The sequence below is a fragment of the Caballeronia sp. GAWG2-1 genome (assembly GCF_023631405.1).
GTDB lineage: Bacteria > Pseudomonadota > Gammaproteobacteria > Burkholderiales > Burkholderiaceae > Caballeronia.
Genome location: NZ_JALQDD010000032.1, coordinates 135,134 through 145,587, shown reverse-complemented (window position 1 = coordinate 145,587; position 10,454 = coordinate 135,134). Strand labels below are relative to the sequence as shown.

11 protein-coding genes and 1 pseudogene are annotated in these 10,454 nt (G+C 60.0%); 8 read left to right on the top strand and 4 right to left on the bottom strand.

What is annotated here, in order from left to right:
• The first annotated feature begins 193 nt into the window (after nucleotides 1-193).
• Nucleotides 194-1,225, top strand: a complete 1,032-nt coding sequence (locus NCR98_RS22980; protein ID WP_250470253.1) for an IS110 family RNA-guided transposase — start codon at nucleotides 194-196, stop codon at nucleotides 1,223-1,225.
• Nucleotides 1,226-1,583: 358 nt separating this feature from the next.
• Here the strand turns inward: NCR98_RS22980 and NCR98_RS22975 are convergent, their stop codons facing one another.
• Nucleotides 1,584-1,859, bottom strand: a complete 276-nt coding sequence (locus tag NCR98_RS22975; protein WP_502799799.1) for a ProQ/FINO family protein — start codon at nucleotides 1,857-1,859, stop codon at nucleotides 1,584-1,586.
• Nucleotides 1,860-2,202: 343 nt separating this feature from the next.
• Here NCR98_RS22975 and NCR98_RS22970 point away from each other — a divergent pair, with 343 nt between their 5' ends.
• The 3 genes from NCR98_RS22970 to NCR98_RS33690 are packed head-to-tail and all read left to right on the top strand — an operon-like array spanning nucleotide 2,203 to nucleotide 3,421.
• On the top strand, nucleotides 2,203-2,826 hold the full coding sequence (locus NCR98_RS22970; protein ID WP_250527427.1) for an integrase: 624 nt from the start codon (nucleotides 2,203-2,205) through the stop codon (nucleotides 2,824-2,826).
• Complete coding sequence (locus tag NCR98_RS33695; protein WP_502799796.1) at nucleotides 2,823-3,098, top strand: RES domain-containing protein; 276 nt, start codon at nucleotides 2,823-2,825, stop codon at nucleotides 3,096-3,098. Before NCR98_RS22970 ends, NCR98_RS33695 begins: the two co-directional genes overlap by 4 nt.
• Nucleotides 3,099-3,121: 23 nt before the next feature.
• The gene (locus NCR98_RS33690) at nucleotides 3,122-3,421 is read left to right on the top strand and encodes an RES domain-containing protein (protein ID WP_502799798.1); all 300 of its coding nucleotides are present in this window, start codon (nucleotides 3,122-3,124) and stop codon (nucleotides 3,419-3,421) included.
• A gap of 474 nt (nucleotides 3,422-3,895) precedes the next feature.
• On the opposite strand, the pseudogene NCR98_RS22960 reads toward NCR98_RS33690, so the two are convergent.
• Nucleotides 3,896-4,054, bottom strand: a pseudogene (locus NCR98_RS22960) (transposase); the annotation flags it as partial.
• Nucleotides 4,055-4,389: 335 nt separating this feature from the next.
• Here NCR98_RS22960 and NCR98_RS22955 point away from each other — a divergent pair.
• The 4 genes from NCR98_RS22955 (at nucleotide 4,390) to NCR98_RS22940 (ending at nucleotide 8,756) form a co-directional block, all read left to right on the top strand.
• Nucleotides 4,390-5,349: a substrate-binding domain-containing protein gene (locus tag NCR98_RS22955; RefSeq protein WP_250527426.1), complete on the top strand. Its 960-nt coding sequence runs from the start codon at nucleotides 4,390-4,392 to the stop codon at nucleotides 5,347-5,349.
• The gene (locus NCR98_RS22950) at nucleotides 5,339-6,901 is read left to right on the top strand and encodes a sugar ABC transporter ATP-binding protein (protein ID WP_250527425.1); all 1,563 of its coding nucleotides are present in this window, start codon (nucleotides 5,339-5,341) and stop codon (nucleotides 6,899-6,901) included. The genes NCR98_RS22955 and NCR98_RS22950 overlap by 11 nt, the downstream gene beginning before the upstream one ends.
• A 17-nt stretch (nucleotides 6,902-6,918) precedes the next feature.
• Nucleotides 6,919-7,905 (top strand): ABC transporter permease, encoded by a 987-nt coding sequence (locus NCR98_RS22945; protein ID WP_250527424.1) that lies wholly within the window; start codon nucleotides 6,919-6,921, stop codon nucleotides 7,903-7,905.
• Between the two features lie 107 nt (nucleotides 7,906-8,012).
• Entirely contained in the window at nucleotides 8,013-8,756 is a 744-nt protein-coding gene (locus NCR98_RS22940) for a GntR family transcriptional regulator (RefSeq protein WP_250527423.1), read from the top strand.
• On the opposite strand, the gene NCR98_RS22935 is transcribed toward NCR98_RS22940, so the two are convergent.
• Together NCR98_RS22935 and NCR98_RS22930 are read right to left on the bottom strand one after the other, a co-directional pair.
• Nucleotides 8,710-9,414, bottom strand: coding sequence for a 2-dehydro-3-deoxy-6-phosphogalactonate aldolase (locus NCR98_RS22935; RefSeq protein ID WP_250527422.1), 705 nt, complete (start codon nucleotides 9,412-9,414; stop codon nucleotides 8,710-8,712). The two genes, NCR98_RS22940 and NCR98_RS22935, sit on opposite strands and share 47 nt — an antisense overlap.
• Nucleotides 9,415-9,432: 18 nt before the next feature.
• Nucleotides 9,433-10,422: a 2-dehydro-3-deoxygalactonokinase gene (locus NCR98_RS22930; protein ID WP_250527421.1), complete on the bottom strand. Its 990-nt coding sequence runs from the start codon at nucleotides 10,420-10,422 to the stop codon at nucleotides 9,433-9,435.
• Nucleotides 10,423-10,454: the final 32 nt, after the last annotated feature.

Genomic DNA, 10,454 nt, shown 5'->3' with positions numbered 1-10,454 from the left:
TCGACATGGTAATCGTGTCCGTTGCAGCCATCGCGGTCTCCTGCGCCGAAGCATCGGCGCGGGGTAAGCTTAGGCGGTTCGAAGCGGACATTTGAATCTGGCTAAAAGCAATGGGATGGACTCCTCCTCACCCCGCGGGAACAGGGCGCATGATTGCAGTTGTCTTCAACCGGTCAATCAGGAGGAACACAAGATGGACATCATTCGCGTCGGGATCGATCTCGCAAAAAATGTCTTTCAAGTTCACGGCGTGGATCGACGCGAGAAGACGGTCTGGCGTCGCAAGCTTGCACGCGATGAATGGCTGGATATCCTGCGCAAAACGGTTCCCCTGCATGCACAGATCGGAATGGAGGCGTGTGGCGGGGCTCACTATTGGGCACGGCGTCTCCAGATGCTTGGATATACGGTCAAGCTTATCGCTCCGCAGTTCGTGAAGCCGTACGTCAAGAGCAATAAGAACGACGCCAACGATGCTGAAGCTATCTGTGAAGCGATAAGTCGGCCTGGCATGCGTTTCGTCTCCGTCAAGACGGTCGGGCAACAAGACGTGCAGGCAGCTCACCGGGTGCGCACTGGACTGATGGAGCAACGAACCGCGAAAGCAAACCAGATTCGTGGCTTGGCCTCCGAGTACGGTCTCGTGGCTCCCAAACAGATACTTCAGCTACGACGCGCAGTTCCTGTTTGGCTCGAAGATACCAACTGCGGTCTGAGTGATCGTTTCCGTCGACTGCTCACGGGGATCTGGGAAGACCTGCGCTCACTGGACGATCGGATAGCACAACTAGACCGCGAAATCACTGCCATCGCGGCATCTGATCCCGTAGCGGTGCGTCTGCAGCAGTTGCGTGGCGTCGGTCCGATGGTCGCCACGGCCTTGTTGGCCGCAGTGGGCGATGCCAGGCAATTTGCCAATGGACGACAGATGGCTGCATCGCTGGGGTTGACGCCCAAGCAGAACAGTTCAGGCGGCAAGGAACGGCTTCTCGGAATCAGTAAGAGAGGCGATTCTTATGTGCGTTGCCTCTTGATTCACGGCGCTCGAGCGATGATCCAGATGGCCAAACGCAGGACTGATGCGCTAAGTCTCTGGGTCATGCGTATTGCGGCAAGCCGGCATCCCAACGTTGCCGCGGTCGCCTTGGCGAACAAGACTACGAGGATCGCGTGGGCGATGATCACACGGCAAACAGATTACCAGCCAAGGCTGGCTGCGCAGTAAAGTCGTTCGCGACTAGCGATACCTTCTTTAAGATTGCAAAACAAGCCGCATGATGGCCAACAGGTCGAACCGGCGCTGATCGAACCCGCTAATGTCCGGGGCTTCGAGCCCGTAAAAGCGATTGGGAATCAGCGCGCGAATAGCCCATCAGGGTCCGCTGCCTCATTGAGGCGCAGCTTCATGAGACCGGATATACGTGAGCGATCGATACTAGGGCTGACACGCGGAGTGTTTGCAAACGAGGAGGAGTCCATATACGGACATTACAATCTAGCCGCTACAATTAAAAGTGCGTTAATGTTAGTTATGTCAAGTTCACTGTGCCATTGCATGGTGCTTACCAGGTCAACGCGGTTAATCATGAAGGTTTTGAGAACTGCTCCCGCCGCGCGAGCCGAGTGTTCCCATACTCCACTACGGTCACGGTAACGACGCCAGCATTCGCACTGTTAAGGTCTACGCGCACCGCGCCTTCGATGAGACATGTTCGTGGGCCGCGGCACCATGGCTTGACGCTGTTACGAGCGTCTCGCTCGCTCAGTCCGAGCGACGCCGCTCGGGCAAGCATGTCCACAAGAATCCATACCTTAAGCGGCACCTTCGGGGCGGAATTTCGCGGAAAGGCGCGGGAAATGTCGTTGCAGCGTGGTTACTGCGCGCGCCGCTGCGGTAACGGACGTTCGCGAAGGCTTCTGTGGCTGCTTGATCTCGGTTGACGTTCACTTGCGATGACGTCGAGCGTGGCGCAACGTTCTGCTGCCTCGGTTCAGCTGCGCTTTGAGCGCAGCGAGATGTTGGAATCCAATTGTGCGTGGCTGCAATCAGGCGGCCCATTTCACCAGTCGCCTTCATCACCGTTGTCAAGCCCAACTGCAGTCGCTCGCCGCGCGGCCAGGAAGCCAGGCTAAGGCGACAAAGTTGACAAACGCGACAAAAGTGTTCAAAGTGCTGGTATGTGTCTCGCACGAGGCCAAACCATGTCCAAGCCAATGCCCGCCATAGACTTCCCAGAGATCACCGCTGAAGACGCTCATCGTTTCGAACGTGCCGTACGCATCGATGACAAGGATGCCTTCATCGCAGAGCTGAACGCGTTGATTCGAGAGAAATTTGCGGAAGCCGCGCCCTCGCCCCTCCAGCTCAACACGGACCTGCGAGCGAAAGCACGCTCGCTTCGGGCCGAGTCACCCTGGCAGCCGTCGGCGACCGATGTGCAGCGCGGACGTGCAGCGTTGTTGCGCGCATACGATGCACCCGGGAACATTCCACTGACGGAGTTTGCGCGGTTCGCACACAAGTCGCGCCAACAGATTTATAAAGATCTGTCAGCACAGCCTCGGCGCCTTCTCTCATTAGACGTGGGTCGTCGGGGTCAGCGACTGCCTGATTGGCAGCTTGATCCGCTGAAGCTCAAATTTACGCGCGAAGCGCTCATTCGAGCCGCATCGGTTGACTCATGGACGCTGTATCGAGCGCTGTCTTCTCGAAATGATGCGCTCGGTGGTCACTCACCTATCGAAGCCGTGACGCCAGGTAACTTTGATCGACTTGTCGAGGTTGTCCTCAACGCGGTCGGTGTGCACGGTGAGGAAGCGGTTTGACTTTGTCGATTCCAAGCCGCGTCATTGCGGCCGGAGAACTGCTCCAGCACATCAGCCGAGTCGAATACGCCGCCACGCCGCTCTATTTTGGTACAAGCTCCGCAAATCGACACGACGATCCGACCGGTGACTATGGGATCCTGTACTTGGGCTTCGACCTTCCGACAGTATTGATGGAGTCGGTCTTCCATCAGCACCAATGGCACCGGAGCCGTTCGCGTACCATTACGCTAACCGAGATTCGTGGACGCATTGTGCTGCTGTCGGCGTAGTCGAGCGACTGAACTTGGCTGACATGACCGCGCCAGGCGTGATGGCGAGGGAATTTGGCCTCAATCTCGGCCAACTGGCGAGCCGACGTTACATCCACACGCAGCGTATCTCTCGGCAGATTCACAAAGCGCTCGACAACAGCGGCATCCCAGCCTTCGACGGTCTGCTTTATCCCTCGCGGAATAATTTCCCCGCGACATGCATCGCTCTCTTCTGCCGGGCACGAGCGAAAGTCGTGGTGGTCGACGATCTCCCGCTGGCGCAACATGTCGACTGGCCCGCTTTCGTAAATCAGTATCGCATTGGGGTGGCCGAAATTTGAAGCCGTTGACCGCACAGAGGGTCCGAAGTGTTTCCATCGCGCCTGAGTCGATTCTCAAAGCGAAGATAGCGCAAACACTAACAAGTTCCCCTATGCTCTTCGAAAGGTCGAGACTCACCAGCCTATTATGGAACGGTTAGATAGCGATCTAAATATGTTGCTGCTAAGTTCAAACGTCGGGGTTGCCGCTAAGTAGAGATGTCGGGTTTTGAACGGATGTTTCTGTTCAGGTTGTGGGGTTGGGGCGGCGCAGCCGCCCCCCGTTCCCTCATCGTTTTTGCACTGACCTCGAGAATCGCTTCGTTCTTATCAGCGATGCTCAGTGCGCGTTGCTTCTTCAGTCCTTCAAGCGCCTTCTTGGCCCGAACCTGTTCACCGCGATGCGTGCGTGACGGCGCATCACACGCACGACGATCGTCTCGATTGGCTTGCAACAAGCGTGCGGCTTCGAGTGCATGCGCCATGAAATCCTCCTTTATGTGCAACGAGAAATCCATAGGCGGCGATACATTTCCAGGCGTGGTGGTGAGATCCGCGCCACCCACGCCCTTCGACGTGTCCAAGGCCAAACTCCTGCTTGAGGTCCTGGTAGTCACGCTCAATGCGCCAGCGCATTTCGGCGACGTGCACGAGATCTTCGGCATTCTCGCAGCTGCCGACGCGGTCTCAACGCGCTCAAGTTTTCGTCGACGGACTCAGCCGAGTTAATCCGCCCCCAAATCGGAGCAACTATCAGTACTGTGCGTCGGTGTCCTAGGTGAAACTACGGATTTCCGACAAGGATGGCGTACATAGAATGACTGGTGTACCAGATGCCAGACACGAAATTCCAGAAAATCGGGAGATTTAACTACTGATAGGGGCACCGTCTTTTCATCACGTGTGCGCTGCTCCGTCGATTTCGTCATTTATCTTCAGATCAGGTGATCGCTCGCTATCGGGCTCTTCAGAAACGTAAGGGGACAAAAATGAATCGACGTACCTTGGTCGCGTTGGCGGCCGCTGTTGCCGTGTTCGGAGCCAATCTCGCTCACGCCGCGGACAACATGGCAGTGGCTGGTATCGTCTTCCAACAGGACATGTTCATGCGCAGTGTGGCGCGCGGAATGAGCGAGGAAGCCAAAGCCGAAAATGTCCAGTTGCTGGACGGCAACTCGGACAACAAGGCGGAGAAGGAAGCCAGTCTGATCGATACGTATATCGCCCGTGGCGTTAAGGCAATCGTGATCGCGCCGCTGAGCGACCAGGCGTCGATCCCGGCGCTCAAGCGCGCGCATGACAAGGGCATTCAGGTTGTCACCTGGACGACCGATATCAAGGCCGACTTTCCGGCCGCGCGCGTCGGTTCGTCGGGCGCGATCATGGGCGGCGGAACCGGCAAGGCTGCAGCGCGATTCTTCAAGGAAAAGCTCGGCGGCACGGCTACGGTCGGGCTGATCGGCTTCAAGGCGCAACTGCCCGAACTGAGCACGGCGCGCACGCAGGGCTTTCTGACCGAAGCGCGCAAGGGCGGCACGGTCAACGTCGTCGCCGAACAGGATGCCTGGCTCGCGGAGAAAGCCGTCACGGTAGTCAGCGACATGCTCACGGCCAATCCGAAGATCAACGTGATCTATGCCGCCAACGAAGGCGGCACGGTCGGCGCGGTTCAGGCCGTGCGCCGCATGAACAAGCAAGGCAAGGTGTTTGTCTTCGGCACCGATGGCTCCGAGCAACTGACCAGCTTTCTTCAGGATAACGACGGTGTGCTGATCGCGACGACGGCCGCGCAACCCAAGCTCATCGGACGCGAGGCCGTCAAGGCAGCGGTCAAGGCCGCCAAGGGTCAGGCGGTCGACAAGGTCATCGAAGTGCCCGCCGTTCCGTTGAGCCGCGATGACCCCAAGACGCTCGCTTCCTACGCGGCAAGCCTTAAAAATGTCAATTGAGACCCTTGCCGTGGACGCATCCATCGTCGATGACAATCGGGCGTGCCCAAGCTCCGCGCGCATAGAAGCACGCGGCCTGTCGCGTAGTTTCGGGGCGAGCGTCGCGCTCAGGCCGTTCACGCACACCTTCGAGCCCGGTCAGATTCACGCGCTGATGGGCAAGAACGGTTCGGGCAAATCCACGCTGCTCAAGATTCTGGCGGGATCGATTCGCGCGGATGGCGGCGAGCTGCTCGTCAACGGCACGCCGTGCGATTTCCATCATCCGTCGGATGCGTTCGCGGTCGGCATACGCATGGTGCATCAGGAGTTGTCGCTGGTGCCCACGCTCTCGGTGGCCGAGAACATCTTTCTCGGACGCCTGCCCGTGACGCGTCGCGGACTGACGCGCGGCATCGACTGGAAACAGTTGCGGCGCGATGCCGAACGCATGCTCAAGGCGACCGGCCTCGATGTCTCGCCCGACGATCCCGTCTCGAAGCTGCCGGTCGGACAGCAACAGATGGTGGAGATCGTCAAGGCGTACGCCACGTCGCCTTCCGTCCTGCTGCTCGACGAGCCGACTTCGGCGCTCAGTCATCGTGAAGTCGATCGCCTTTTCACGCTGGTGCGGCTGCTGCGCTCGCATGGCGTGACGATGCTTTACATCACGCATCGCATGAACGAGATCTTCGATATCGCCGATACCTGCACGGTGCTGCGCGACGGCGATCACGTGAGCTCTCTGCCTATTGCGCAGACCAGTCCGAAGGAAGTCGTCCGTGCCATGTTCGGCGAGCATCATGTGCCCGCGCGCGTGCAACCGCGCCAGTTGCCCGCCGATCAGCCCGCCCTGTCGATCAAAAACCTGCAACGCGAAGGCGTTTTCGAAGACGTCACGTTCGATTTGCGCCGCAGCGAAGTGCTGGGCATTGCCGGCATGCTGGGCGCGGGACGAACCGAACTGCTGCGTTCGATCTTCGGCGCCGATCCGCTGGACAGCGGCACGATCGACATGCATGGCGAACGTGTTCACGCGCCCTCGCCGTCGCGCATGAAAAAGCTCGGCCTCGGCTACACACCCGAAAACCGCAAGGAACATGGCCTCGTGCAGATGCATTCGATCCACGAGAACCTGTGCCTTGCCGGCCTCGCGCGCATGTCGCGACTGAGCTTCATCAATCAGCAGATGGAAATCGGCCCGGTCCGGCAACAGATCGCGGATCTCGCGATCAAGGCGCCGCGCCCGCAACTGCCCGTCTCGTCGATGTCCGGCGGCAACCAGCAGAAAGTGGTGCTCGGCAACTGGTTCAACACCAATCCCCGCGTGATGTTCTTCGATGAACCCAGCCGCGGCATCGACATTCAGGCGAAGGAGCAGATCTTTCGCATCATCCGTGAGAAAGCGCAACAGGGCATGAGCGCCATCGTGGTGTCGAGCGAACCGGAAGAACTGCTCGAAGTGTGCGACCGGATTCTGATCATGCATCGCGGACGGCTCGTGGCCGAGGTCAACCCTCAGACGATCGCACTCGACGATCTTTACCAAATCATGATGGAGGGCGCGCGATGACCGCCAAAGGAAATACCATGCCGAACGCGACTGCGACCGCAAAGCGCAAACAGCCCGGCGAATCGCTGCTGTTCCGTTACATGCTGGAATTCGTGCTGATTTTCGTCGCGGTAATGCTGGCGTTCTGCGCACCCGGCTTCGCCACGTTCGCCAATCTGCTCAACGTGATGCGCGCCATATCGATGCTCGGCATCGTCGCGTGCGGCATGACGGCGGTGATCATCTGCGCGGAGATCGACTTGTCGGTCGGCTCCGGCATGGCGCTCGCCGGCTGCATTCTGGCGTGGGTGGTCGGCGCATGCACGCCGCTGGTGGGCAGCGTCGCGGCGGTGTTGATCGGCTCGTGCGCGGCAATTCTCGCGGGCATGGCTTGCGGCGCGTTCAGCGGCGTCATGAAGGCGGCCTTCAACGTGCCCACGTTCATCACGACGCTTGGGCTGTTTGCCGCGTTGCGCGGCGCGGCGAATCTGATCACGGGCGGCTATCCGCTCGCGACGTTTCCCGGCTGGTTCGACTTCATCGGTAACGGTGCGCTGTTCGGCCTGCCGTTTCCGGCGTTCGTGTTCGTCGCGGTCGTGCTCGTCATGCATTTCGTCATGAGTTACACGACCTTCGGACGCGCCGTCTATGCAGTCGGCGGCAACGCCGAAGCAGCGCGTCTCTCGGGCATCAAGGTTGCTTGGGTCAAGTCGGCCACGCTGATCCTGACGGGCGGCCTCGCCGCACTGAGCGGCATTCTGATCGCGTCGCAGATCGGCTCGGGCACCGGCACGACCGCCACGGGCATGGAACTCGACGTGATCGCGGCGACGATCATCGGGGGCACAAGCTTGTTCGGCGGCAAGGGCCGCATATGGGGCACCTTTATCGGCGTGCTGTTCCTGGGCATCATCGGCAATGGTATGACGTTGATGAATGTTTCGGAATACTGGCAATATGTTGTGCGCGGCGGGCTGATCGTCGGGGCCGTCATGCTGAGTCAAGTCACCGACAAGCGGCGCTGATTTTCAACTGATACGCTGGGTCGTACGCCGCGTGCGAGCGCGGCTTCTCAGAGTATCTCCGCGAGCGTTCTGACTTACCTTTCTTCTGCCTTGAACCGGACCCCATCATGGAGCCCATTGCACGCAGCACATCGTTGGCAGAAAGCGTCGCCGCGAAATTGCGCGCCGCGATCGTCAGCGGCGACTATGAACTCGGACAGGCCTTGTCCGAGCGGGTGCTGGCCGAAATCCTGCGAGTGTCGAAGACACCGGTGCGCGAAGCATTGTCATTGCTGCGCATGGAAGGGCTCGTGAAAGTGCTGCCGCAGCGGGGCGCGACGGTTTTTCTGCCCAACGAAGACGAAGTGCGCGAACTCTGCGAGTTGCGCCAGGCGCTCGAAAGCACGGCGGCCACGCGCGCCATGCAGCGGGATCATGTCGGCTTCGCGGACAGCCTCGACGATGTCGTGCGACGCATGACCGTCGCGCGCGAGAAAGGCCGGACGCGGACTTATCTCGAATGCGACACCGCGTTTCATCAGTGCTTTTTCGATTGTTGCGGCAATCAGTTGATGGCAAGCACCTACGCCATCCATAGCGGCAAGATCGCGGCGTTGCGCACGCATCTCGCTGTCCGGCCGATGCATACCGATCTCAGTTTCGATGAACACGGACAGATCGCAATCGCCGCACGCGAGAACGACATCGAGCGCATGCTTGCGCTGATCGATACGCACATCGACCGGACGAAGCAGAGCTTCGCGCGCGTGATCGATGCCATTCAGGCCGCGCAGCTAAACGCGGCGCAGTCGTCGCGCTCGGAAATCACGCACGGGCGTCAGCGCATCTCGCCGCAGTCGAAGACCGTTTAGCGTCCTGAAGCTTGCTTTGATAGGCGAGCGCGCTTTCCTTCGTCGCGGCGATACTCTGAGCGGGTTTATACAAGCCCGAGCCGAGTCCGAAACCGCTCGCGCCCGCCTGCATCAGCGAGGCTATGTCGGCAGGTTGAACGCCGCCAACGGGTATCAGCGCGCAGCTCTTCGGCATCACGCTACGCCAGGCTTTGAGCACGGCACGCCCCAACTGTTCGAAGGGAAAGAGTTTGAGCACGTCGGCGCCATGCTCCAGCGCGGCGAAAGCCTCGGTCGGCGTTGCCACGCCGGGCGCGGTCATCAGCGCACTTGCCTTCGACGCCGCGATGATCTTCGCATCGCTGTGCGGCATGACGATCAACTGACCGCCCGCTTCCTTCACGTCGCGCACGTCCGACAGGCGCAACACGGTTCTCGCGCCAATGATGGCATCGTCGGGCAGCGCGCGGCGAATCGCGCCGATGCTGTCCATCGGACGCGGCGAATTGAGTGGAACCTCGATCACGCGAATTCCCGCTTCGTACAACACGTTCGCGTGATCGACAGCTTCTTTCGCCTCGATGCCGCGAAGAATCGCGATCAACGGGCAGGCTTCCAGCGCGATGTCGAATCGTGCCCGGTTCGCGGTGGAAGAATCATCGTTCGATGCTGAATTCATGGGCCGAGTCTTCCTGCGTCAGTTTGCGCGCACGGGCGATGCAACCAGCCCCGCGTCGTGCGCGATACAAAAAAGTCCGCATTCGGTCATGCCCTGAAGCACGCGAACATCAGGACAACCGACATGGGTAAGCGCCAGTTCATACTTCCGGCACAAGGCTGCATCGCCGATCAGGCCGAGTGTCCATTCCTTGAGCGTGGACTGCTCGGCCGCGAGATGATTCGACAATCCGAGCAATTCGTGCGCAATCAGCAAGCCGGACAGATAATCCGACTGTTCTTCCGCCTGCAATTCGCCTGTCAGCCCAAGCGTGCGCGCACTGAAGATGGTGGCGAGCATGCCGGCATCGCCCAGACGCACGGCCGTATCGACGCCACGCAAGAACGCCGTTTCGTTCGGACTGGCGCACGGATGCATCGTGCGGCCGAGAATGGTGTAGTCGCACAGCACGCCGAACACTTCGCCCGTCATGAAGGTGAGGAAATGCTCGATCTGACCATCGACGACGAACGCCCACTTCGCATGCGTGCCGGGAAGTCCAATCAGCGTTTTGCCGCCATCGGCGAGTTCGGGATGCGCCACCCGCGCACCGAAGATCTGCGTTTCCTCTCCGCGCATCACGTTCGGCAACGCGCCCCGCTCGATGATGCCCGGCACGATATGCACCGATGCACCGCGCGATGACGTGACAGTCTTGAGCGCGCCGCTCAATGGTGCGCAGTTGGCGGGCGCCGTGACGTAGGGCGCCTCCACCCAACCTTGCGCGCTGCCGATCATGCCCGAGGCGATGACGGGCAACGCGCGCGAGTCCAGCCAGTCGCCGCAGAGCGCTTCGAAAACTTCGTCGAAGCCGCCCATTTCGCGCGGCTTCGGCAAGCGCATGATGCCGTTCGCCGAGTGACGCGAATCCAGCACGGCGCCCGTCTCGTCGAACAAGTAGGCGCGCAAGGACGAGGCGCCCCAATCGAGACCGATCAGCGCCGGCGGGTTCGTGTTTTCAGTGGTCATCCGGCGGCTCGGGAAGAAAGGATTTCACGGTG